Annotated in this window: 20 protein-coding genes; 19 read left to right on the top strand and 1 reads right to left on the bottom strand. The window is 40.1% G+C overall.

Features of this window, described 5'->3' with window-relative positions:
* Positions 1 to 318: 318 nt before the first annotated feature.
* The 9 genes from mraZ to spoVE all read left to right on the top strand — a co-directional run bounded on the left by mraZ (position 319) and on the right by spoVE (position 11656).
* A complete protein-coding gene (gene mraZ / locus JFU50_RS01805) occupies positions 319 to 750 on the top strand; it encodes a division/cell wall cluster transcriptional repressor MraZ (RefSeq protein ID WP_053345229.1) in 432 nt (143 codons plus the stop codon).
* A 52-nt stretch (positions 751 to 802) separates the two neighbouring features.
* Positions 803 to 1735: a 16S rRNA (cytosine(1402)-N(4))-methyltransferase RsmH gene (gene rsmH, locus JFU50_RS01800; protein ID WP_201181542.1), complete on the top strand. Its 933-nt coding sequence runs from the start codon at positions 803 to 805 to the stop codon at positions 1733 to 1735.
* Between the two features lie 30 nt (positions 1736 to 1765).
* Positions 1766 to 2122, top strand: a complete 357-nt coding sequence (gene ftsL, locus JFU50_RS01795; RefSeq protein ID WP_201181540.1) for a cell division protein FtsL — start codon at positions 1766 to 1768, stop codon at positions 2120 to 2122.
* Positions 2123 to 2124: 2 nt separating this feature from the next.
* The gene (locus JFU50_RS01790; protein ID WP_201181535.1) at positions 2125 to 4287 is read left to right on the top strand and encodes a penicillin-binding protein; all 2163 of its coding nucleotides are present in this window, start codon (positions 2125 to 2127) and stop codon (positions 4285 to 4287) included.
* A 133-nt stretch (positions 4288 to 4420) separates the two neighbouring features.
* Complete coding sequence (locus JFU50_RS01785; RefSeq protein ID WP_201181533.1) at positions 4421 to 6343, top strand: stage V sporulation protein D; 1923 nt, start codon at positions 4421 to 4423, stop codon at positions 6341 to 6343.
* Between the two features lie 158 nt (positions 6344 to 6501).
* On the top strand, positions 6502 to 7974 hold the full coding sequence (locus JFU50_RS01780) for a UDP-N-acetylmuramoyl-L-alanyl-D-glutamate--2,6-diaminopimelate ligase (RefSeq protein WP_201221483.1): 1473 nt from the start codon (positions 6502 to 6504) through the stop codon (positions 7972 to 7974).
* An 88-nt stretch (positions 7975 to 8062) separates the two neighbouring features.
* A complete protein-coding gene (mraY, locus tag JFU50_RS01775) occupies positions 8063 to 9040 on the top strand; it encodes a phospho-N-acetylmuramoyl-pentapeptide-transferase (protein ID WP_053345236.1) in 978 nt (325 codons plus the stop codon).
* Positions 9041 to 10393, top strand: a complete 1353-nt coding sequence (gene murD, locus JFU50_RS01770) for a UDP-N-acetylmuramoyl-L-alanine--D-glutamate ligase (RefSeq protein WP_201181531.1) — start codon at positions 9041 to 9043, stop codon at positions 10391 to 10393. It abuts the gene before it with no gap.
* A gap of 162 nt (positions 10394 to 10555) precedes the next feature.
* Positions 10556 to 11656 carry a stage V sporulation protein E gene (spoVE, locus tag JFU50_RS01765; RefSeq protein WP_053345238.1) on the top strand — a complete coding sequence of 367 codons (1101 nt, stop codon included), beginning with the start codon at positions 10556 to 10558 and terminating at the stop codon, positions 11654 to 11656.
* 83 nt (positions 11657 to 11739) lie between these two features.
* Here spoVE and JFU50_RS01760 read toward each other — a convergent pair.
* A protein-coding gene (locus tag JFU50_RS01760; protein ID WP_201221481.1) for an IS3 family transposase occupies positions 11740 to 13073 on the bottom strand; the annotation gives its coding sequence in 2 pieces (ribosomal slippage) (positions 11740 to 12701 and positions 12701 to 13073; 1335 coding nt in all).
* Between the two features lie 423 nt (positions 13074 to 13496).
* Here JFU50_RS01760 and murB point away from each other — a divergent pair.
* From murB to sigG, 10 genes are all read left to right on the top strand, one after another.
* Positions 13497 to 14405 (top strand): UDP-N-acetylmuramate dehydrogenase, encoded by a 909-nt coding sequence (murB, locus tag JFU50_RS01755; RefSeq protein WP_201221479.1) that lies wholly within the window; start codon positions 13497 to 13499, stop codon positions 14403 to 14405.
* A 138-nt stretch (positions 14406 to 14543) separates the two neighbouring features.
* Positions 14544 to 15326, top strand: a complete 783-nt coding sequence (locus JFU50_RS01750) for a cell division protein FtsQ/DivIB (RefSeq protein ID WP_201181529.1) — start codon at positions 14544 to 14546, stop codon at positions 15324 to 15326.
* Positions 15313 to 16005, top strand: a complete 693-nt coding sequence (locus JFU50_RS01745) for a DUF881 domain-containing protein (protein ID WP_201181527.1) — start codon at positions 15313 to 15315, stop codon at positions 16003 to 16005. The genes JFU50_RS01750 and JFU50_RS01745 overlap by 14 nt, the downstream gene beginning before the upstream one ends.
* Positions 16006 to 16046: 41 nt before the next feature.
* Positions 16047 to 16757, top strand: a complete 711-nt coding sequence (locus tag JFU50_RS01740; RefSeq protein ID WP_053345242.1) for a DUF881 domain-containing protein — start codon at positions 16047 to 16049, stop codon at positions 16755 to 16757.
* Positions 16757 to 17155, top strand: coding sequence for a small basic family protein (locus JFU50_RS01735; RefSeq protein ID WP_201221477.1), 399 nt, complete (start codon positions 16757 to 16759; stop codon positions 17153 to 17155). The genes JFU50_RS01740 and JFU50_RS01735 overlap by 1 nt, the downstream gene beginning before the upstream one ends.
* Positions 17156 to 17383: 228 nt before the next feature.
* Entirely contained in the window at positions 17384 to 18682 is a 1299-nt protein-coding gene (gene ftsA, locus JFU50_RS01730) for a cell division protein FtsA (protein ID WP_201181525.1), read from the top strand.
* A gap of 44 nt (positions 18683 to 18726) precedes the next feature.
* Entirely contained in the window at positions 18727 to 19884 is a 1158-nt protein-coding gene (gene ftsZ / locus JFU50_RS01725) for a cell division protein FtsZ (RefSeq protein WP_053345245.1), read from the top strand.
* Positions 19885 to 20469: 585 nt separating this feature from the next.
* Positions 20470 to 21396: a sigma-E processing peptidase SpoIIGA gene (gene spoIIGA, locus JFU50_RS01720; RefSeq protein ID WP_201221475.1), complete on the top strand. Its 927-nt coding sequence runs from the start codon at positions 20470 to 20472 to the stop codon at positions 21394 to 21396.
* 59 nt (positions 21397 to 21455) lie between these two features.
* Positions 21456 to 22175 (top strand): RNA polymerase sporulation sigma factor SigE, encoded by a 720-nt coding sequence (gene sigE / locus JFU50_RS01715; protein ID WP_201221473.1) that lies wholly within the window; start codon positions 21456 to 21458, stop codon positions 22173 to 22175.
* A 151-nt stretch (positions 22176 to 22326) separates the two neighbouring features.
* On the top strand, positions 22327 to 23106 hold the full coding sequence (sigG, locus tag JFU50_RS01710) for an RNA polymerase sporulation sigma factor SigG (RefSeq protein WP_053345248.1): 780 nt from the start codon (positions 22327 to 22329) through the stop codon (positions 23104 to 23106).
* Positions 23107 to 23332: the final 226 nt, after the last annotated feature.

Below are 23332 nucleotides of genomic sequence, written 5' to 3'. Positions count from 1 at the left end.
GTGGTGGGCTAATGATTTTGAATAAAGAGACTCACCTACCTTTAGGAAGAATGGGAGTATAAAAATCAGCAGAAAGACAGGCGGCCAGCCTGTCTTTTTTTTGTTGGTGGCCATTTGCATGTAAGCCTTCGACAGTATTAGTGTGACTGTGTCTTAGTGTGCGTTAATTCGAGTGAAATGGTGTTGTCTTTAAATAAATTGGCTAAATAAACTTAAGGAGAAAAGAAGGGAATTTTTACTTATAAGGAGAAAGTAAAAACAAGTGGAGAAAGGTGGGGGAATGTGGTACATTGAGATTAGAATGTGGGGGTTGTGGGTATGTTCATGGGAGAGTACCATCATAACATCGATATAAAAGGCCGTCTGATTGTCCCAGTTAAATTCAGGGACAACCTTGGGGAACAATTTGTACTGACCCGTGGACTTGATCAATGTTTATTTGGTTACCCTATGGAAGAGTGGAAGCTGCTTGAAGAGAAGCTGAAAGCCCTGCCTTTAACTAAAAAAGATGCCCGAGCCTTTACCCGTTTTTTCTTTTCGGCAGCAACAGAATGCGAAATAGATAAACAAGGGCGAATAAATATTCCCACGCCGCTTACTTCATATGGCCAATTGGAAAAAGAATGTGTAATTCTTGGTGTTACCAATCGTATTGAGATTTGGAGCAAATCCCTTTGGGAAAACTATTTTTCAGCTTCAGAGGATTCTTTCGCTGAGATAGCAGAAAATATGATTGGCTTTGATATTTAAGGCTGCCCTCAGAAATAGAGTTACTCAATAACCGATTGGAAGGATGTCTAGCATGTTTCAACATACAACAGTGTTATTAAAAGAGACGGTTGATGGATTAAACATCAAACCTGATGGAATTTATGTAGATTGTACTTTAGGAGGGGCAGGTCACAGTCAATACTTGCTCTCACAGCTATCTGACAAGGGCAGACTTTATGCTTTTGATCAGGATGAGACGGCGATTCAGAATGCTAAGGCTAAATTAGAAAGCTATGGAGACCGTATTGTACTCGTTCCTAATAATTTTAAATACTTAAAAGAAGAGTTGAATGCCCGGGGAATCGAGAAAGTGGATGGGATTCTTTATGATTTAGGTGTGTCATCTCCACAGTTGGATACACCAGAGCGAGGATTCAGTTATAACCATGATGCGCCACTGGATATGAGGATGGATCAGAGTGCTGCTATTTCTGCATATGATGTTGTGAATACTTGGTCATTCCATGAATTGATGAGAATCTTCTTTCAATATGGAGAAGAAAAATTTTCTAAGCAAATTGCCAGGAAAATTGAAGCAGCTCGTGAAATAAAACCGATTGAAACAACGTTTGAGCTTGTAGAGCTAATTAAAGATGGAATTCCTGCACCGGCAAGAAGAAAAGGCGGACACCCCGCGAAACGAGTATTTCAAGCAATACGAATTGCTGTAAATGATGAACTTGGTGTCTTTGAAGATTCTTTAGAGCAAGCTATTTCCCTATTGGATATAGAAGGAAGAATATCTGTCATTACATTCCATTCACTAGAAGATAGAATTTGTAAAACAGTATTTAAAAAAGCCAGTGCCTTGCCTGACCTTCCGCATGGACTTCCAGTTATTCCTGATGAATTTAAACCGCCTATGAAATTAATCACGAGAAAACCAATCTTACCTTCAGAAGAAGAATTGGAAGGGAATAATCGTTCCCGTTCAGCTAAGTTAAGAATTGCCGAGAAACAATAAATATAGAAAAATCAGTAAGGGGGAGCATGAATGAGTTCCATAGCCAAAAAAATACAAGAACAGCAATATGAAGACCAGCAGCAACAACAGACACATCAAACAGTGGTCATCCGTAAAGCGAAGATATCCATTGGTGAAGTAATCTTACTATGTGCCCTTGCTATTATGGTTACCTTTTTGGGAGTGAAAATAGTTTCTAACCAAGCGGCCATTTATGAAACGAATAAAGAGATCCAGCAAGTCGAAGTATCAATTGATAAACAGAGTAAAGTGAACGAAGATTTGAAAGTGCAGGTTGATGAACTCAGTACATACGAAAGAATTTGGAAAAAAGCTGAAGAGCTAGGGTTCAAGTTAAATAAGAATAATGTGAAGGGTGTGCAGTGATAATGCAGAAACAAAAAAATATGAAGCATGGAGCAGCCGGATTATTCTTCTTATTCGGCCTGCTCTTTTTTGTATTAATCTGCCGCTTTTTGTATATTCAGGTGACAGGCACAGCCGGTGGTGAGGTATTAGCTTCGAAAATCGACAAGAAATATGAAAGAGAACAGGTCATAGAAGCTAAAAGGGGAAGTATCCTCGATACAAAGGGTGAAGTCATTGCCGAGGATACTTCTTCCTATATTTTAAGGGCTGTACTTAGTGAAAAGGAAACTGAACATGTCAAAGACCCAGAAATGACGGCTGCTAAACTTGCTAAATATATAGATATGGATGAGCAGGACATCTATGAGCGCCTTACGAAAAAAGGGGCATACCAGGTGGAGTTTGGGAAGGCCGGCAAGGATTTGACTCAGGTTGTCAAACAGAAAATAGAAAAATTGGAACTGCCGGGAATTACATTTGGAAGAACGAATAAACGCTTTTATCCGAATGGAATCTTCGCTTCGCATCTAATTGGCTATGTAGAAAAAGATGAGAAAACCGGAGAAATGGCTGGTAAGTTCGGAATAGAAAAGTACCTCAATAAAGAATTGCAGGAAACGGATGGAAAACTGACATATGACAGTGACAAATGGGGAATTCTTTTACCGGATACGAAGGAAAAGGTGGTAGCTCCGGATAATGGTAATGATGTAATGCTGACCATCGACAAGAAAATACAAACTTTCTTGGAAGATTCGTTGAGTAAAGTGCAAGAAAAGTATGATCCCGAGCAAATCATAGCGATTGTATCCAATCCCAAAACGGGGGAAATTGTAGCGATGGGGCAAAGACCTACCTTCCATCCGACAACGAAAGAGGGGCTTACGGATACGTGGCGTAACCTTGCTATCGAAGAATCATTCGAACCAGGCTCAACCATGAAAACGTTCACCCTTGCAGCTGCTGTGGAAGAAGGGGTCTTTAATCCCAATGAAAGTTTTACTGCCGGCACTTACAAGACGGGAGCGGGCTCCATCGGTGATCACAGCGGAATCGAAAGAGGAAAAAGTATGACCTTTCTTGAAGGTGTACAACGTTCTTCCAATGTCGCTTTTGCGACATTGGCAATGGATAAAATCGGTGCAGATACCTTCCGAGAATATTTGACGAAGTTTGGTTTCGATAATAAGACGGGGATTGATCTGCCGAATGAGATAACTGGTAAAATTCAATATAAGTATAAGCTTGAAAAGGTTACAACATCTTTTGGGCAAGGCTCAACCGTTACACCGATTCAACAAATCCAAGCAGCCTCGGCAATTGCCAATGATGGAAAAATGATGCAACCGTATGTGATTAAAAGTATTTCCGATCAGGATACCGGAAAAGTATTGAAAACGACAAAACCAAAAGTATCAGGTGAACCGATTTCAGCAGAGACTGCTAAACAAGTACGTGACTATTTGGAAACGGTAATCTCTGCGAAAAAAGGAACAGGGAAAAAATATGCAATTGAAGGATACGAAGTAGCAGGGAAAACAGGTACAGCTCAGATTGCCGGTCCAACAGGCCGATATTTAGAAGGGAAGAATAACTATGTATTCTCCTTTTTAGGTATGGCTCCAAAAGATGACCCACAACTGGTCATCTATGTGGCGGTCAAAAAGCCAAACTTAGGTGCCACTTATGTAGGAGCGGATCCATTGTCTGAGATATTTAATCCTGTCATGCAAAATAGCCTGCAATATTTAAATATAAAGCCTTCTGATGTGAAAAAACAAACAGCCAATAAAATTGAAGACTATACTAATCAATCTGAGAGTTCTTCTGTTAAGGAGCTGGAACAGTTAGGATATGAAGTTAGTACGATCGGAAGCGGTCGGAAAGTTCTCGATCAATCACCTAAAGCAGGGAGCACCCTCTTACAGGGTGAAAAAATAATCCTTCGAACAGAAGGTGATATGAAAGTTCCTGATATGAAAGGATGGTCCTTACGTGATGTAATGAAATTAGCTAAGGTTGCGAAGCTGGATCTCCAAACTTCAGGAACAGGTTATGTGAGTAAACAGAATATCAAGGTAGGTAAAAAGGTTAAGGAAGGGGACTCTTTCAATGTTGAATTGTCCCAACCCGAAGGCGCTGCCGATAATTTATCAAGTAATGAGAATAAAGGGTCTGATTAAAAATATAGATATAAAAAAAAAGAGGGTGATCCAAATAGATCACCCTCTTTATTTTTTTTGATTGTTTTCTTAGTCTAGCATTGAGTAGACAAGCATATATATTGAAGCATGTATGAAATGGAGGTGCCTGTTTTTGCGTGTTTCAAATGTTACGGTCCGAAAAAGGCTGGCAATCGCATTGGCAGTAGGTCTCATTGTGTTTTTTATCATTGATATCCGCTTAGGGATTGTTCAATTTTATCTTGGGGACAAGTTGACCGGTTTGGCTAAGGATTCCTGGAGCAGGAATATTCCTTTCGAGGCCAAACGTGGTGAGATTTTAGATCGGAATGGTGTCGAACTGGCAACGAATATATCAGCACCTACAGTATATGTCATCCCGAGACAGATTGAGAACCCCGGTGAGACGGCGGAACAGCTGGCTTCAATATTAGATATGACGAAGGAAAAAGCTTATCAATGGTTAACGAAACAGGCGATGAGTGTCAGAATTCCGGAAGGTAGAAAGATATCTCATGAAAAGGCGAAAGAAATTAAAGCATTAGGGATAAAAGGCGTGTATATCGCCGAAGATTCAAAGCGTCATTACCCATTTGGGGAATACCTCTCGCATGTGCTTGGCTTTACGGGTTCGGATAACCAGGGATTGATGGGAATTGAATTATCCTATGATAAGGAGCTAAGTGGGGAAAAAGGATTTGTGAAATTTTATTCAGATGCCAAAGGGAAAAGGCTTGAGAATATGGCAGATGACTATAAGCCGCCTGTTGATGGAGATAACTTGAAACTGACGATTGATAGCAGAATTCAGACAATAGTCGAACGGGAGCTCGATAATGCAGAGGCGACTTATAATCCTGATGGTCTTATTGCCATTGCGATGGATCCTAATACCGGGGAAATATTGGCGATGTCGAGCAGGCCGACTTTTGACCCAGCTAATTTTCAAAATGTACCCTCTGAAGTGTATAATCGCAATTTACCAGTTTGGAGTATTTATGAACCGGGTTCGACTTTTAAGATCATCACCCTTGCTGCAGCGCTTGAGGAAGGGAAGGTCGACTTACAAAATGAACACTTTTACGATTCCGGGCATGTGGAAGTCTCAGGGTCCACGCTGCATTGTTGGAAAAGGGGAGGACATGGAGACCAAACTTTTCTAGAAGTTGTTGAGAACTCATGTAACCCTGGTTTTGTAGAGCTTGGTAACCGTCTTGGCAAAGATAAGCTGTTTAAATATATTAATGATTTCGGTTTTGGACAAAAAACTGGAATTGATTTAACAGGAGAAGGAAAAGGAATCATGTTTAATATGGATCGGGTAGGCCCAGTTGAGCAGGCAACAACTGCGTTTGGACAAGGTGTTGCTGTAACACCTATTCAGCAGGTCACAGCGGTTTCGGCAGCAGTTAATGGAGGAACATTATATACACCTTACATTGCAAAGGAACTGGTTGATCCAAAAAATGGCGATGTACTAATGAGAAAGACCCCCCAGGCGAAAAAAAGGGTGATTTCAGAAGAAACTTCCAAGAAAGTCCGTGAAGCACTTGAATCCGTTGTTGCAAAAGGAAGCGGTAAAGGAGCATTCGTGGAGTCGTATCGGGTCGGTGGGAAAACGGGTACTGCCCAAAAAGCGGAAAATGGCCGATATTTAGAAAATAATTTTATACTCTCATTTATTGGTGTCGCTCCGGCGGATGATCCGCAAATCGTCGTCTATATAGCGGTTGATAATCCTAAAGGAACGGTTCAATTCGGTGGCGTTGTTGCCGCACCAATCGTCGGAAATATCATGGAAGATTCATTAAGAGCCATGGGTGTAAAGCCAAGGAAAAACCAGATTGAAAAAGAAACGCTCTGGACGGATCCTGTTATGATCGAGGTACCAAATGTTGTAGGTATGAGCAGGAAAGAGCTGCAAACCCAGCTCATTGATCTTAAACTTGATATAGCCGGTAATGGGGATAAAGTCATAAATCAAGCTCCGGATGCAGGGGTTAAAGTAAAAGAAGGCTCTACAATAAGAATTTATCTTGGCGAAAATACAGAATAAGTATAAAATAATATATGATTAGTTAAGGCGGCTGAAGAATCATCAGCCGCTTTGTTTACGGAGTCGTGTAAACCCCGTATAATAAAAATTGGTTTCTCGACAAGCCAAAGTTAATCACATATAATGAATCCTCAAATTAAGTTGAGAGGGATGGAAAAATGAAGCTTCACAAATTACTATCTTATTTACACTCCTTATTTAAGTATGAAGGAGAAAATCCTGAGATCACCTCCATTGAAAATGATAACCGTAAAGTCAAAGACGGAAGTTTATTTGTTTGTATAAAAGGTTATACAGTCGATGGTCATGATTTTGCCCAATCAGCTGTCGAACATGGAGCTTCGGCAGTGATCGCCGAACGGCCGCTTGACTTGAATGTTCCAGTAATTGTAGTCCGTGATTCAAGCAGAGCCATGGCAGTCCTTGCAGATGCATTTTTCGGCCATCCGACCCAAAAGTTGCGCTTGATTGGAATTACAGGTACGAACGGCAAAACGACGACCAGTCATTTACTTGAAAAGATTTTCGAGGATCAAAAGGAAAAAACAGGATTGATTGGCACCATGTATACGAAAGTTGCTGACAAGGTGTATGAAACTAAGAATACGACGCCAGATAGTGTTACGTTACAGAAAGCTTTTCATGAAATGACCGAAGCAGATGTCTCAACGGCTATCATGGAAGTTTCTTCACATGCGCTTGAGCTTGGGCGTGTCCACGGATGTGATTATGATATTGCCGTTTTTACAAATTTAACGCAGGATCATTTGGATTTCCATAAAACCATGGACAGATATAGGCAGGCAAAATCATTATTTTTCTCCCAGCTTGGCAATGCCTACATAGAAAATCGTCCCAAATATGCTGTGCTTAATGCTGATGATGCTGCAACAGATGATTTCATCAAGGTGACCGCTGCTACAGTTGTTACATATGGAATTGACAAAGAAGCTGATATTAATGCCAAGGATATAAAGATTGATGCAAAAGGCACAGCATTCACCTTGACTGCAGGTAAAGAAGAGCGTGAAGTTCAGCTGCAGCTAATTGGTAAATTCAGCGTCTATAATGTTCTAGCAGCCATTTCTGCTGCTCTATGCGCCGGGAACGATTTGGATGAGACCATAAAATCTATTGAGGAAATAGAAGGTGTTGCCGGCCGTTTTGAGCTTATTTCGGCGAATCAGGATTTCCCGGTCATTGTTGACTATGCTCATACTCCGGACAGTTTAGAAAATGTTTTAAAGACAGTCGGGGAATTTGCTGAAAAGAAAATTTTTGTAATAGTGGGCTGCGGTGGAGATCGTGATAAAACAAAGCGTCCAATCATGGCTGAAATAGCTTGCAGATTGGCGTCTGACCCTATATTCACTTCAGATAATCCCCGTAGTGAAAATGCCGCCCAAATCCTGAGGGATATGGAAGCTGGTGTAGCTGGTAAAGAATATACGGTTATCGAAGATCGCAGACAGGCAATCGATTATGCTGTTTCCAAAGCCAAAACAGGCGACGTTATCTTAATAGCGGGAAAAGGACATGAAACGTATCAACAAGTCGGTGACGAAGTACTTCACTTTGATGACCGTGAAGAAGCAGAAAAAGCGATTCAAAGAAGGTTGGGTTCAGTCTGAATCATAGATATTTGACCCACCGGACAAACATGAAACGACAACAAGTAGAATTTATATTTGAATTGTGTTAGGAATGAGGGAGTAAGGAATGTTGGAACAAGTAATTTTTTATACAATTTTGGTGGCGTTTTTAGTAACCGTTCTTCTATCGCCGATTTTTATCCCGTTTTTAAGAAGATTGAAATTCGGGCAAAGTATTCGGGAAGAAGGCCCACAATCACATCAAAAGAAAACAGGAACACCTACTATGGGCGGACTGGTTATATTATTATCGGTGACCATCGCTACATTAATAATGACTTTTAAATTTTCGGTACCATCTACCGAAACGTATTTATTATTATTCGTTACTTTAGGATTTGGTTTATTAGGTTTCTTGGACGATTTTATCAAAGTGGTCATGAAGCGGAATCTAGGCTTGACTTCGAAGCAAAAACTATTGGGCCAAATCGTGATATCAGTCATTTTTTACTTCGTCTTTAAGCAGACAGACCGTTTTAATCCGGAATTGACGATTCCTGGTACTGATTTTGCGATTGATTTTGGCTGGTTTTATCTCTTTATCGTGATTTTCTGGCTAGTCGGTTTTTCTAATGCCGTCAATTTGACGGATGGGCTTGATGGACTTGTCTCAGGTACGTCTGCTATTGCTTTTGGTGCTTTTGCAGTACTAGCTTGGAGTCAGTCACAATATGATGTTGCTATATTTTCTGTAGCAGTTGTCGGTGCTGTTTTAGGTTTCCTTGTCTTCAATGCACATCCTGCAAAGGTATTTATGGGGGATACAGGGTCCTTAGCTCTTGGGGGAGCGATTGCTACCATTGCCCTGTTAACTAAACTTGAAATACTGCTGGTAATCATTGGTGGCGTCTTCGTCATTGAAACGCTATCGGTCATTTTACAAGTAGGATCGTTTAAAACCACTGGAAAGCGTATTTTTAAAATGAGTCCGCTTCACCATCATTATGAGCTTTCTGGCTGGTCGGAATGGCGCGTCGTCGTGACTTTCTGGACAGTAGGGCTACTGTGTGCGGTACTTGGAATCTATTTAGAGGTGTGGATATAATTGAAAGAGACTGTAAAGTATTCAGAGAAAAAAGTATTGGTATTAGGATTGGCGAAAAGCGGAGTGATGGCAGCTTCGCTTCTACATAAATTAGGTGCTTTCGTGACGGTTAATGACATGAAGCCATTATCAGAAAATCCGGAGGCGCAGGGGCTTCTTGAACAGGGAATCAAAGTCATTTGCGGTAGCCATCCGATAGAACTGCTTGATGAAGGATTTGAACTGATTGTAAAAAATCCAGGAATTCCCTATCGAAATCCACTTGTTAAAGGTGCTTTGGAAAAAGGGATTCCGGTTATCACGGAAGTTGAACTTGCCTATCAGATCAGTGAGGCTCCTTTCATAGGCATCACGGGTACAAATGGGAAAACGACAACGACAACGTTGATTTTTGAAATGTTGAAGACCGGTGAAAAATCACCACTTATTGCTGGGAATATTGGGACGGTTGCCTCTGGTGTTGCTGAGAAAGCAAAATCTGATGACGCGATTGTCATTGAATTATCATCTTTCCAGCTGATGGGGATTGAGGAATTCCGTCCTGAAATCTCAATCTTGACGAATTTATATGATGCGCATCTGGATTATCATAGCTCCAAGCAGGAATATGCTGAAGCAAAGGCTGCGATTACGAAAAATCAAATAGCTTCAGATTTCATGATCTTTAATGCAGATCAAGATGCTGTTTTGGCTATGGCAAATAAGTCCAAGGCCGAGCTTGTACCATTTTCAACTGAAGTAAAACATGAGAATGGAGCATATGTCGAAGATTTTGCTGTCTTTTTCCGAGGGGAAAAAGTGATTGATGTTTCAGATATCGCCCTTCCTGGAAAACACAATTTGGAAAATGTGCTCGCGGCAATTTCAGCGGCCAAACTTAAGGGTGTTGCTAACGAAGCTATTCAAAAAGTATTAAAAACGTTTTATGGTGTAGAGCATCGTCTGCAGTTTGTGGCGACGGTTGAAAATCGTAAATTTTATAATGATTCGAAAGCCACAAACATTCTTGCTGCCTCCAAAGCTCTAACATCATTTACAGAACCTGTAATCTTATTGGCAGGCGGGTTGGATCGTGGAAATGAATTTGACGAGTTAAAACCTGCTATGAAAAATGTCAAAGCCGTGATTACGTTTGGTGAAACGGCAGAAAAAATTGAACGGATAGCCAAAGAAATAGGAATAACGAATATAAAACGTGTCGATAATGTAGAAAAGGCCGTACCGGCTGCTTTTGATTTATCAAATGAAGGCGACTGTATTCTCCTCTCCCCGGCTTGTGCAAGCTGGGATCAATATAAAACTTTTGAGCAAAGAGGAGACATGTTTATGGAGGCCGTGCATAAACTGAAATAAGAGCTTTCGCAGAAGGAAGTGAACCTGCTTCTACGTTGACATCTTGGAAAAAAGCGATAATGAGCCGTTATCGCTTTTTTTTTGACTAAAGTGCTGACAAGCAATCAGCATACATGTTTTATATTCGTACAGGCTCGAAAAACTTCCTAGAGGTGGATGTCCGTGCCATTAAAAAAATCCAATCCTGATCTCATTCTCATTATCGTCACCTTAAGTCTCTTGACCGTAGGTTTAATCATGGTTTACAGCGCGAGTGCCATTTGGGCGACTTATAAATTTGATGATTCCTTTTATTTTGCAAAAAGACAGCTGCTGTTTGCCTGTGTTGGGGTTATAGCAATGTTTTTCATCATGAATGTGGATTACTGGACGTGGAGAACTTGGGCCAAAATCCTAATCATCATTTGTTTCATTATGCTACTGGCTGTCCTGGTTCCTGGTATCGGAATGGCGAGAAATGGTTCTAGGAGCTGGATTGGTGTAGGGGCCTTTTCGGTTCAACCATCAGAGTTCATGAAGCTAGCGATGATTGCTTTTTTAGCTAAGTTTTTATCTGAACGGCAAAAGTTGATCACCTCCTTTAAAAAAGGGATGCTCCCATCTTTGGGCCTTGTATTTTTAGCATTTGGACTAATTATGTTACAGCCCGATCTTGGGACGGGAACGGTCATGGTTGGAACATGTATCGTGATGATTTTTATTTCAGGAGCAAAAATCAGCCATTTTGTTGGCTTAGGGTTAATCGGGGTACTAGGTTTTGTTGGTCTGATTTTGTCGGCTCCGTACCGGATAAAAAGGATCACTTCGTTTCTGGATCCATGGGAAGACCCTTTGGGGAGCGGCTTTCAAATGATTCAATCGTTTTATGCAATCGGACCCGGGGGATTGTTTGGTCTCGGTTTGGGCCAAAGCCGGCAGAAGTTTTTCTATTTACCAGAACCACAGACCGATTTTATTTTCGCAATACTTTCTGAGGAACTTGGCTTCATCGGAGGCTCGATGATTATCTTGTTATTTTCGCTTATGCTCTGGCGGGGCATTCGAATCGCTCTTGGTGCACCAGATTTGTATGGGAGCCTTGTAGCGGTGGGGATCATTGCGATGGTCGCCATTCAAGTGATGATCAATATAGGTGTTGTCACTGGTTTGATGCCTGTTACTGGAATTACCTTGCCGCTTTTAAGTTATGGGGGTTCATCCCTAACGCTCATGCTGATGGCCATCGGTGTACTACTGAATATTAGCCGCTATTCAAGGTTCTAACCATAATAAAACATGTGTTATATCAAAAGGAAGCCCTGTTCAAATGAACTGTGCCCCATTTTACGGACAGTATAAAAAAGTGCCTAAGCGGCTAATAAGTGGTCCCGGTATTGTACCGGGGCCATTTTCTTTAGCCCCCATTGATAACGATGTTCATTATATTCTTCAATAACTCGATCAATTTCTTCCTTCACATCCGTTAAATTAGTACATGTTTTATATTCTGCCAAATCCTTAAAGTGGCCAAAGAAACTTTCCATTGGCGCATTATCCCAACAGTTTCCCTTGCGGGACATGGATTGGGTTATCCCAAGTTCCTTCACTTTGCGTTGAAATAGCGGATGGGTGTAATGGAACCCCTGGTCAGAATGAAGGATTGCACTCGGGTGGAACTCGTGACACACAGCCTGCTTTAGCTTATTTAAAGTCTCGTAAGCGATATCCATTTCTAATGAAGTAGATAAATGGTACGTAACGATTTCTTTTGTGGCGGCATCTTTTACGCAGGATAAATACGCTTTTTGGCCTTTCCCATAATAAAGATAGGTAATGTCAGTAAGCAGGACCTTCCCTGGCACCTCCTGATTGAATTCACGATTAAGGAGGTTTGGACAAGTAAGGTGCTCCTTGGTTGCCTTGGCCATCTTCCGATACGGGTTGGCCCTTCTGATTTTCGCTAGGAGATTATATTTTGTCATCAACCGTCTGATTTTCTTATGATTCATTACGGCCGAGTAGTCATTCTCCATAATCATTTTGATTTGGAGGGCGCCTACTTTTTCCTTTTTACTGATGAAGATATTTCTGATCAATTTTATGTCCAATTCATCCTGTTCTTCACGAAGCTCACGGTAAGGAGCTGCCTTTAACCAATCATAGTAGCCACTTCGACTTACACCAGCCAATTTGCATAGATAAGAAACAGCCTTCTTTAATTGGTGTATTCTGATCGTCCTTTCAATCAGATAGAACTTCTCAGCAGCAGTTAGAATCATTTCTTTTTCAGAGCCTGCCTTTCTAGCTCTTCCAGCTTTTTTAGGAAGTCATTTTCTGCTTCAAGGAATTTGATTCTCGCCTCGGCCTTCCTAAGTTGATCCTCTACAGACTGTGGCTTGGAAGTGGGGCGTCCTGTACTTCCTTTTCCACGGCGTTCCGTAAGGAAGCCTTCCTCACCAAACCTTTCAAAGGTACTACGCCAGCGCTGTAGACAACGTTTGGGTTGTTTCTTTCCAATTATTTCGAGATTAATTCCCTGGTCAATGAAAATTTGAGAGGGGGCTTTCCCCTTTTTATATTCCTTAACAGCTTTTGTCTTAAATTCAGGACTATAGGAAATAGATCGCTCGGAAGCACTAATGATATTTGGATTCTTTTCAAGTTCTTTAATCTGAAATTCAGTATATATATTCTTACTCATAGAAACCCTCCGTCCATACTCATTACATCTATTGAAACATAAAAAAACCCGGATAAGGGACACTTTTTTATGTGTGTCCGTTATCCGGGGTATAGTTCACAAACAGTAGGCTTCCTTTTTTATTCTTTAGCTGAAAACCGTTGTGGGGAAGATAGTAGCGGGTACATTGATGCAATTTAGAAATATCTGAAATGCTACATAAAAATTACCATGTATGAATGTTAGGGATTCTATAATAAATATTGGCAATACGGCTTTGTTTAGACTATAGTATAAGAGGGTTAGGCCGCATTGGCGCTTACTTCTGCTCATATTTCTGCTTTTAAATAAAAGGTGTTATTATTTTTGTATAATAAGAGACCTCGTAGGGTGAGGATATGAAAATTATAATTTGGAATTTTTGGAACAACAAGGAGGTTTATCATGAATAAAATGATAAAACAATTAACAGAACTGCAAATCGGCAAAGTTCTTGAACAGGAACCACTTGCGAATCATACAACTATGAAAATTGGGGGACCGGCTGATTTATTCATCGTGCCATCATCCATTGAAAATATAGAAAAAACGATGCAGGTCATCAAGGAACATGCCACACCTTGGAGAGTGATTGGTAGGGGCTCGAACCTCTTAGTCAGCGATGGCGGAATTGAAGGTGTAGTGCTGAAATTGGGCAAAGGACTTGACCATCTTGAGATAAATGGCCCGGAGATTAAAGCAGGGGCTGGTGTGTCTCTTGTTAGCTTGTCTGTACAAATTAGCAAAAAAGGATATGCAGGTCTGGAATTTGCCAGTGGAATTCCTGGCTCAATTGGTGGAGCGGTCTATATGAACGCTGGTGCACACGGTTCCGATATGAGTGAAATTCTAAAGGAGGCGCATGTTCTGTTTGAAGATGGAACGTTGGCCTGGCTTTCTAAGGAGGAAATGGAGTTTTCTTATCGAACTTCAATACTTCAAAAGAAAAAACCAGGAATCGTACTGGAAGCCATTTTTCAACTAACTGAGGGAAATAAAACTGAAATAGTAGAAAGAATGCAGAATAACAAAAACTATCGTAAGGATACCCAGCCGTATAATCTACCATGTGCCGGGAGCATATTTAGAAATCCGCTGCCACATCATGCAGGGAAATTAGTGGAGAATGCTGGCCTAAAGGGACACTCCATTGGTGGAGCACAGATTTCCCCTATGCATGGGAACTTTATCGTTAACACAGGAAATGGAAGTGCAGCAGATGTTCAAGCATTGATACAGCACGTGAAGGACACTGTGTATGACAAGTTTGAAATTGAATTGGAAACCGAAGTGGAAATAATCGGACGGAAATAAAAGAAGATTTATTTTTCATATCCAAATATTGTGGTATAATGTGTTACCTGAAAAGTATAGTAATAAGTTTTTCTTAAATTTGTCATGATTTAATATAGTGTCAAAAACCATCCATTTTTTCAGGAAGAGGTGAAAGGGATGGAAAAGGGGAAAATCGTTTCTATTGAGGACCGCATCCCGAAACTAAAACAATTAAGAAAAAGTAAAGCAAACAGACGACTTGTTCTTTTGCTTTCCCTTTTCTTCATTCTGATTGCTTGTGTGTTATATTTCTTATCCCCTTTGAGCTATGTTCAATCCGTGCAGGTAGAAGGGAATCGTTATATTACTTCTAAGCAAATTGTTAAATTAAGTGAAATAAAGAAGGATCGAAGTATTTGGAAGGTTGATACAGGATCAACAGTAGCAAATATTAAAAAAAATCCGGAAATAGCGAGCGTTAAGGTTACACCTATATTTCCCAATTCTATAAAAATTACAGTTTCTGAACATAATAGAATGGCGTATCTATCCAATGATGGGAAGTTTTCACCTATTTTGGAAAATGGTTCTGTTTTGGAAGAGTTAGCAACTGGTGAAATTCCAGTATTTGCCCCGGTTTTAATTGGCTTCAAAGAGGGTAAAGCATTAAAGTTGCTTTTAGAGGAGTTGGACAAGCTTCCTGTCGAGATTCAGAACGCTATATCGGAAATCCATCATGCTCCAACTAAAACTGATGGTTACCATATCGTAATGTTTATGAATGATGGATATGAAGTAAGTGCTACAAGTCGAACTTTATCCGAAAAAATGATTCACTATCCATCGATTGTCAGTCAGTTGGATCCGAAGGTAAAGGGTGTCATTGATCTAGAAGTCGGTTCTTATTTCAAAGCCTATAAACCTGCTGAACAAAAGGAAGACACTAATGAGGAAAATTAATAGCAAACAGGTGATTTTATCCCTTGTTAGTGTTGTTCTAGGATTTATGATTGCCTTTTCTTACAATTTAACGAAAGATGGTCAAGGAGTAGTGAAAGATAAAGCGTGGGATCAAGAATATGAACTCAGGCAGCAATTAATAGAGCAAGAGAAGCAGAACCGGGAACTACAGAAGGAACTCCTTCAAAAGCAAGCAAAAGTATCCAACATAGAAAAAGATTTAGCACAGGAAAAGCAGCTGTTTTTCAATCTAGCAAAGGATACCGAGAAATATCGGATGTACCTTGGAAAAGTGAAAGTGAAAGGTACAGGCCTTCAGGTAACACTTGAAGATGGTTCCGATATTGATTCAGAAGCCAATGTGAATAATTACCTGGTTCATGAACAGCACGTCTTCAAGGTTGTCAATGAATTATACATATCAGGGGCAGAGGCTGTCGCGATTAACGGTCAGAGGCTAGATCATGATTCGTATATAGTCTGTAATGGACCTGTGATTACAATCGATGGTCATCAGCACCCTGCTCCATTTATCATTTCGGCGATTGGGGACCCCGATATCTTAGAGGCTTCCTTAGATATACCAGGTGGTATAAAGGAACAGTTGGTTAATGAAAATGTTATTTTTACTATGGAAAAGCAAAAGAAAATCATTTTTGATCCAATTATTGGAGGGTGAATAATCGCCGGATTCGATGAAAGATTGGTGAAACACTGGAAATGAGAAAAAAGCTATCTTTTAGTTTGATTACTTTGATTGCTGGCTTCATGCTTGCTATTCAATTCAATTTGGTAAATCAGCCAGTAGTTTCTGATACCAGAGATATGTGGCAACTGAAAAATGATTTATTAAAAGAACAGCAGTCCCAGGTTGAATTATTAGAGAGTATTAGTAAGCTTGAGGAGAAAATTGCATCCTATGAAACAAAGAAAAATGAAAGTAAAGAAGAATTATTGCGTGAAACACTTTCTGAATTTAAGACTGACGCAGGTTTGACTGAGATAACGGGAAAAGGAGTCAGTGTGTCTGTCCAACCTATAAAAGAAGGTCTCCTACTTGGTGAGAAGATAGAGTATATTTCCCCTGTATTATTAAGAAGGCTCATTAATGAAATGTATATGTTTGGCGCAGATGAAATTTCCATTTCGGGACAACGGTACATTTCTACATCAGTGATTCGTGATATTAATGGGAAGCCAAAAGTAGACGGATATTCGCTCACTGATTACCCGCTTGAAATACAAGCCCTAACCGTTAATCCCAAAAAACTAAAACAGCGTATTCAAGGTTCTGAACTAATGGATGATTTCTTTATAGATAATTTTGAAGTTCAAATTACAACTCCATCTAGTGAACTGACATTGCCAGCATATCAAAATACGATTAATGTGGAACACATGGAGCCCATTATAGATGGAGGGGAATCGTAATGTGGCTTCCAGTTTTTGGACTGTTAATTGGGATTACCCTAGGCTTTTTGGTGGATTTTGATATTCCTCATGAATATTCAAATTATCTTTCCATTGCCGTCCTTGCTGCTTTTGATACCTTATTTGGAGGAATACGGGCACATTTGCAAAATCTTTATGATGAAGTTGTATTTGTAACGGGATTCTTCTTTAATATTGTTTTAGCCGCAGGTTTGGCTTTTCTAGGTGTACATCTTGGTGTAGACTTGTATTTAGCCGCAATCTTTGTGTTTGGCGTTAGACTCTTTCAAAATATCGCACAGATTAGAAGAATATTAATTGATAAATGGTCGATTTCACGGAAAAAACAGAAAAAAATCTATAATTTTAAAGGGAATTACGTGATAAATGACGAATAGTTTAAGGCAGTATCTAGTTTGGAAATGATATCCGTTTTTTTGAGAAGCGAACAATAACCATCATAAAGAGCTAAACCTACGAGTTTTATCCAAAACATATTAGATAATCTAGTTTATTATCATATTAGCGAGTTGCAATTAGGTTTGTTATTCAATTATGAATAGGTCTTTCAATATAAAAATGTTATTCTACTAATACATGTATAAAACCGAAGGAGGTGCCATGGAATGAACAGCAACGAAATTTACGTAAGTCTTGACATCGGTACATCCAGTGTAAAAGTTATCATTGGGGAAATGGTCAATGACACATTAAATATAATCGGCGTAGGGAATGTTAAATCAGAAGGGCTCAAAAAGGGTTCGATCGTCGATATAGATGAAACCGTCCAATCTATTCAAAAAGCTGTAGAGCAAGCTGAGCGAATGATTGGGATGGAGATAAAAAAAGTAATCGTCGGTATCAGTGGAAATCACGTCACGCTTCAACCTTGTCATGGGGTGGTAGCAGTATCCAGTGACAATAAAGAGATTACTGAGCATGACGTTTTCCGTGTTAGAGAAGCAGCGGAGTTAATAACGATACCATCCGACAGGGAAATTATCGACGTGGTACCGATTCATTACAAGGTTGATGAACTTGATGAAATCAGTGATCCAAGGGGCATGATAGGTGTTCGTTTGGAAATGAGAGGGATATTAATCACGGGTCTGCGGACAATCTTACATAATACTCTGAGGTGTGTGGAAAGAGCTGGGTTAGAAATAACCGATATTGCTCTTCAGCCCTTAGCAGCAGGTGCCCTTGTATTATCCAAGGATGAAAAAGAACTTGGTGTGGCACTTGTCGATATTGGCGGAGGTTCTACAACTCTGGCAATTTTCGAACAAGGCTATTTACAATATACGTCTGTGATTCCTATAGGCGGGGAGACTCTTACGAAAGATCTTTCCATCGTTCTAAGGACAACGATGGAAGAAGCTGAAAAAATTAAAGTTAAGCATGGACATGCCTATTATGATGACGCGTCTGAAGATGAAGTATTCCAAATACCAATCATCGGCAGCGACCAGCAGCAGCCCTGCAATCAGTTAATGCTTTCAGATATTATTGAAGCAAGGGTGACCGAAATATTTGAGCTGATTCAAGATGATTTGAGGAGACTTGGCTTCCAGGATGTCCCGGGAGGTTTTGTGTTGACCGGTGGTGTCGTCAAGATGCCAGGAGTCCTGGAGCTTGCTCAATATGTGTTCCAAAATCGTGTGAGGACGGCAGAACCGAATTATATCGGAGTTAGAGAGCCTCAATACACGACAGCTGTAGGTCTGATTAAACACGCATGCAAGAAAGAGAGAATGCAAAAAAACACCGCTAATAAAACTCCTGTAGCAGCTGGACAAGCACAAGAAAATAATGACCAGCGCAGTCAAAAAGTTTCTCAGAAAAGTAAAGAGAACACGGCTAAAAAACAAGGTGAAAAAGGTGAATCTAAATTCAAAAAAATCCTGGGTTACTTTTTTGAATAACAATCATAAAGAATCGGGAATTTCGTCAAAATAGGAGGATTGTCATGTTGGAGTTTGATTCTAATTTAGAACAATTAGCAACGATAAAAGTAATAGGTGTTGGCGGCGGCGGAAACAATGCGGTAAACAGAATGATCGAGCATGGCGTACAAGGTGTTGAGTTTATTTCAGTCAATACTGACGCGCAGGCTCTTAATCTATCAAAAGCAGAAATCAAAATGCAAATCGGTGGTAAGCTTACACGTGGATTGGGTGCTGGTGCCAACCCGGAGGTAGGAAAGAAAGCCGCAGAAGAAAGCAAAGAACAAATTGAAGAAGCGCTTAAAGGTGCCGATATGGTTTTCGTAACTGCTGGAATGGGTGGCGGAACAGGTACAGGAGCTGCGCCGGTTATTGCTGGTATTGCTAAAGATTTAGGAGCACTTACGGTAGGTGTAGTCACACGTCCATTCACATTCGAAGGCCGAAAACGTGCAACTCAGGCACAAGGCGGTATTTCTTCCATGAAGGAATCGGTTGACACACTAATCGTCATTCCAAACGACCGTCTCCTCGAAATTGTTGATAAAAGTACGCCAATGCTTGAAGCATTCCGTGAAGCGGATAATGTTCTTCGTCAAGGTGTACAAGGGATTTCAGATCTAATTGCCGTCCCTGGTCTTATTAACTTAGACTTTGCCGATGTTAAGACAATCATGTCCAACAAAGGTTCAGCTCTTATGGGCATTGGGATTTCCTCAGGGGAAAACCGTGCAGCAGAAGCAGCGAAGAAAGCTATTTCCAGTCCCCTCCTTGAAACATCCATTGATGGTGCTCAAGGCGTCCTGATGAATATTACTGGTGGAACGAACCTAAGTCTTTTTGAAGTTCAGGAAGCAGCCGATATCGTGGCTACTGCATCCGATCAAGACGTAAACATGATTTTCGGTTCGGTTATCAATGAAAATCTTAAAGATGAAATCGTCGTTACAGTTATTGCAACTGGATTTAACGAGGTTGAATCTTCAATACGGCCTGCTGGACGTCCAACGCTTGGACAACAGCAGCAACCTAGACCTCAGACACAACAAACGCCACAGTCAAATGTTAAGCGTGAAGTGAAGAGAGAAGAAGTCAATGAGCAGCCTGTGCGTAATACTAATCAAGGTGATGAGGCTCTGGATATTCCAACCTTCCTTCGTAACCGTAATAGAAGGCGTTAATTTCTTAACCATAATGAACCGTTCCCAATGGGAACGGTTTTTTTGTGTTTAAAAAAATCTCTGCTGAAAAGCTGAATTTTGATTGAAATCATCAGATAAGCGCATTAAATACTCTATGGCCTTCAAAAAGGTACTATCAATAGCTTTACACGGTTTCTCTGTATCTGACTAATGGGTTTCTAACTAAGAGTAAACTGAGAAGTGGCTTAGGGTTATTCATTGCACTCAATGCCCTATTTTAAACGTAGTAAAAACAACTAGACATTCTCATTTGAAAAATAGGTGAAGGACGTTTCCGAGCAGACGTTCTATTTGTATTTTGAACTTTCATCATCTTAAGGAGAAAAAGATAACGGGCGGGAAGAAATTCTTTATCTTTTGAAACATAAATCGACAGCAATAAAAGGGAGCAGGATAGTCTCTATGACTTAATTGAAAATATCAATAGCTGTTTTTCTACAAAAAGGGAAAAAATGACTGAAAAACTCTTAAGTTTTCAGTACAAAAAGTGACACACTTTCTAAGGGAAGGTACGCTATACTTTTTGCAAGTGGAAGGTTAGTTCCTAAAAGGAGGGGAGGGTTTTTGACCTTATATTTAGATGTGATCTGGTTGTTGAATTGGTCATTTGACTGCCTCCTTCTATATTGGACTGCAATTATTCTCAAACGAAGGGTTGCTCTATGGCGGGTTTGTGTCGGTGGGCTGATTGGTTCCTTCATTATCGTATTGGCGTTCACTCCTTTTTATGCAATTGCCGACCGAGTTTACATGAAGATTTTAGTTTCTCTATTTATGGTTCTGGCTACCTTTGGGTTTAATAGGTTCAACCTTTTCATGAAGTCGGTAGCTACTTTATATTTTGTGACGTTTTTATCGGGAGGAATCCTTCTTGGCCTTCACTATTTGTTTGAATTTCAAATAGTTTCCAAGGACACTAGCCAATATGCTGGAATCAATCGTTTTGGTGACCCTGTCAGCTGGATATTTGTGATGATTGGGTTCCCGCTTGCTTGGCAATTTTCCAAGCGCACACTCGAGGGGATGGAGATGACAAAGCTTACACATGAACAAATGGTTTCAGTATCGGTTAAAATTTCAGACTTTGAAGGAACATTTAATGGGCTGGTGGATAGTGGAAATCAGTTATATGATCCGATTACCCGCTCTCCAGTAATGATTATCTCCCTTTCAGGGGGGGAAGAAGGAATCCCAGCAGATATGCTAGACCTGTTTAAAAACCCTGATAGCCTGGTTCAGCAGGAGGAACAGCCTGAGTATTCGTGGACTGGACGAATGCGAGTTATCCCTTATAAAGTTGTCGGTCATGAACATCAATTGTTAACTGCGATTAAGCCGGATTTTATTAAAATCGTTCAAGGTGAAAAAGAGTATCATGTCAAGCAGGGACTCGTTTCGTTTACCTTTCAGCAACTTTCTCCCGACAATAGCTATCAATCTATTGTTCATCCAAAAATGTTAACCGGCATACCGGTGCAAAATGCCTCCTGAACCACTGATTCATTCAAAAATTTTACCCATTAACCGTTTATTTAGAAGGGAGAATTATTTTGAAGAAATTCATTCTTCGACTCACTTATTTTTGGTACAAACTATTGTTCATGCTCGGATTGAAAACGGACGAAATATTTTATATAGGAGGGAGTGAGGCGCTGCCACCGCCGCTTTCAAAAGAAGAAGAGGCAATACTGATTAATAAATTGCCTAAGGGCGATGAAGCTGCACGATCGATTTTAATCGAACGAAATTTAAGGCTGGTTGTCTATATTGCAAGGAAATTTGAAAATACAGGTATCAATATAGAAGACTTAATCAGCATCGGTACCATAGGTTTAATTAAGGCTGTAAATACATTCAACCCCGAGAAAAAAATTAAATTAGCTACATATGCCTCTAGATGCATAGAGAATGAAATTTTAATGTATTTACGAAGGAATAACAAAATACGTTCTGAAGTGTCTTTTGATGAACCACTGAATATTGACTGGGATGGAAATGAGCTCCTGCTATCGGACGTCCTTGGTACTGACGATGATATAATTACGAAGGACCTGGAGGCAAATGTGGACCGCAAGCTGCTAACGAAGGCTCTAACGCGACTCTCCGAACGTGAAAAACAGATAATGGAGCTTCGTTTTGGACTTGCAGGTGGAGAAGAAAAAACCCAAAAAGATGTTGCCGATATGCTGGGAATTTCCCAATCTTATATTTCACGTTTGGAAAAAAGAATTATTAAGAGGCTTAGAAAAGAATTTAATAAAATGGTGTAAAAAAAATGATGGGCGCAAATACCAATTAAATCAATGCTTTGAATGCAATAATGAAAAATAATGGTGATTTTCTGTTCAAGCCTTGTGCATATTTTTTTCTCCCGCGGAAATACTGTTTTTTGTACAGCGCTCCTGTGAGGAGGGAATAATTTTGTCTCGTAATAAGGTTGAAATCTGCGGTGTGGATACATCAAAATTACCGGTTTTAAAGAATGAAGAAATGAGAAAACTCTTTAAAGAACTGCAAGATGGCGATATTTCAGCAAGAGAGAAACTGGTAAACGGGAATCTTCGACTCGTTTTAAGCGTTATTCAGCGCTTTAACAATCGGGGAGAGTATGTAGATGATCTATTTCAGGTAGGCTGTATAGGGTTGATGAAGTCGATAGATAACTTTGACTTAGGTCAAAATGTTAGGTTTTCAACGTATGCTGTACCAATGATTATTGGAGAAATCAGAAGATATCTCCGTGACAATAATCCGATTCGAGTTTCCCGTTCTTTAAGAGACATTGCTTACAAAGCTTTGCAGGTTAAAGAAAAGCTCATTAGCCAAACTCTTCGAGAGCCGACAGCTGAAGAAATCGCCAAAGTGTTGGAGGTACCTCATGAAGAAATTGTTTTTGCATTAGATGCAATACAAGATCCAGTTTCCCTTTTTGAACCGATTTATAATGATGGCGGGGATCCGATTTATGTACTCGACCAGCTGAGTGATGAGAAAAACAAAGATAGTACTTGGATTGATGAAATAGCAATAAATGAAGGCATGAGACGGTTGAATGACCGGGAAAAAATGATTCTTCGAAAACGGTTTTTCCAAGGGAAGACGCAAATGGAGGTAGCTGAGGAAATCGGCATTTCACAAGCGCAGGTCTCCCGATTGGAAAAAGCAGCAATTAAGCAAATGAATAAAAATATCCAACAGTAGAAGCTGAGCATGAGAAAAAGTTGGCTGAAGCGGGTAGGGACAAAACGTCCAACTACCCGCTTATCAGCAACTTATCCATAGCGGCTTTTTTATTATGTTTAAAAACTCTGAAGAAGTACTTCACAAACACCATGAAGGTACGTTTATTTATTGTAATCTTCATCCTTAAGTGAATCATGTCATATACATAGAAATAGGACCTTCATTTATGATGAAAATTTGAGGA

It is taken from the genome of Peribacillus sp. TH14 (assembly GCF_016651145.1).
GTDB classification, from domain to species: domain Bacteria; phylum Bacillota; class Bacilli; order Bacillales; family DSM-1321; genus Peribacillus; species Peribacillus butanolivorans.
Note: the sequence above shows the minus strand (reverse complement) of the source record. Positions and strands in the feature narration are given on the sequence as shown.